Annotated in this window: 1 rRNA gene; it reads right to left on the bottom strand. The window is 54.0% G+C overall.

Going from position 1 to position 1,591, the window contains the following annotated elements:
• Nucleotides 1-25: 25 nt before the first annotated feature.
• Nucleotides 26-1,575, bottom strand: a 16S ribosomal RNA gene (locus tag IHV12_RS22435).
• Nucleotides 1,576-1,591: the final 16 nt, after the last annotated feature.

Here is a 1,591-nt window from a genome sequence, read left to right as displayed (position 1 = left end):
CGAAGGTGTTTCATAATCTCCATAGAAAGGAGGTGATCCAGCCGCACCTTCCGATACGGCTACCTTGTTACGACTTCACCCCAATCATCTGTCCCACCTTCGGCGGCTGGCTCCCAAAAGGGTTACCCCACCGACTTCGGGTGTTACAAACTCTCGTGGTGTGACGGGCGGTGTGTACAAGGCCCGGGAACGTATTCACCGCGGCATGCTGATCCGCGATTACTAGCAATTCCGGCTTCATGTAGGCGAGTTGCAGCCTACAATCCGAACTGAGAATGACTTTTTGGGATTGGCTTGGCCTCGCGGCTTCGCAACCCTTTGTATCATCCATTGTAGCACGTGTGTAGCCCAGGTCATAAGGGGCATGATGATTTGACGTCATCCCCACCTTCCTCCGGTTTGTCACCGGCAGTCACCTTAGAGTGCCCAACTGAATGCTGGCAACTAAGGTCAAGGGTTGCGCTCGTTGCGGGACTTAACCCAACATCTCACGACACGAGCTGACGACAACCATGCACCACCTGTCACTTTGTCCCCCGAAGGGGAAAGCTCTATCTCTAGAGTGGTCAAAGGATGTCAAGACCTGGTAAGGTTCTTCGCGTTGCTTCGAATTAAACCACATGCTCCACTGCTTGTGCGGGCCCCCGTCAATTCCTTTGAGTTTCAACCTTGCGGTCGTACTCCCCAGGCGGAGTGCTTAATGTGTTAACTTCAGCACTGAGGGTGGAACCCCCCAACACCTAGCACTCATCGTTTACGGCGTGGACTACCAGGGTATCTAATCCTGTTTGCTCCCCACGCTTTCGCGCCTCAGCGTCAGTTACAGGCCAAAAAGCCGCCTTCGCCACTGGTGTTCCTCCACATCTCTACGCATTTCACCGCTACACGTGGAATTCCACTTTTCTCTCCTGCACTCAAGTCTCCCAGTTTCCAATGACCCTCCACGGTTGAGCCGTGGGCTTTCACATCAGACTTAAGAGACCGCCTGCGCGCGCTTTACGCCCAATAATTCCGGATAACGCTTGCCACCTACGTATTACCGCGGCTGCTGGCACGTAGTTAGCCGTGGCTTTCTGGTTAGGTACCGTCAAGGTACGAGCAGTTACTCTCGTACTTGTTCTTCTCTAACAACAGAGCTTTACGACCCGAAGGCCTTCATCGCTCACGCGGCGTTGCTCGGTCAGGCTTTCGCCCATTGCCGAAGATTCCCTACTGCTGCCTCCCGTAGGAGTCTGGGCCGTGTCTCAGTCCCAGTGTGGCCGATCACCCTCTCAGGTCGGCTACGCATCGTCGCCTTGGTGAGCCGTTACCTCACCAACTAGCTAATGCGCCGCGGGCTCATCTGTAAGTGTCAGCCGAAACCGACTTTCAAAAAGAAGAAATGCTTCTTCTCTTATTATCCGGTATTAGCCCCGGTTTCCCGGAGTTATCCCCGTCTTACAGGCAGATTACCCACGTGTTACTCACCCGTCCGCCGCTAAATCAGAGGAGCAAGCTCCTCATCATTCGCTCGACTTGCATGTATTAGGCACGCCGCCAGCGTTCATCCTGAGCCAGGATCAAACTCTCCATAAAAGTGTTTGTCTTGCTC

The organism is Fictibacillus sp. 7GRE50 (assembly GCF_015903875.1).
GTDB classification, from domain to species: Bacteria; Bacillota; Bacilli; order Bacillales; family Fictibacillaceae; genus Fictibacillus; species Fictibacillus phosphorivorans.
This window is presented reverse-complemented; position numbering and strand designations above follow the sequence as displayed.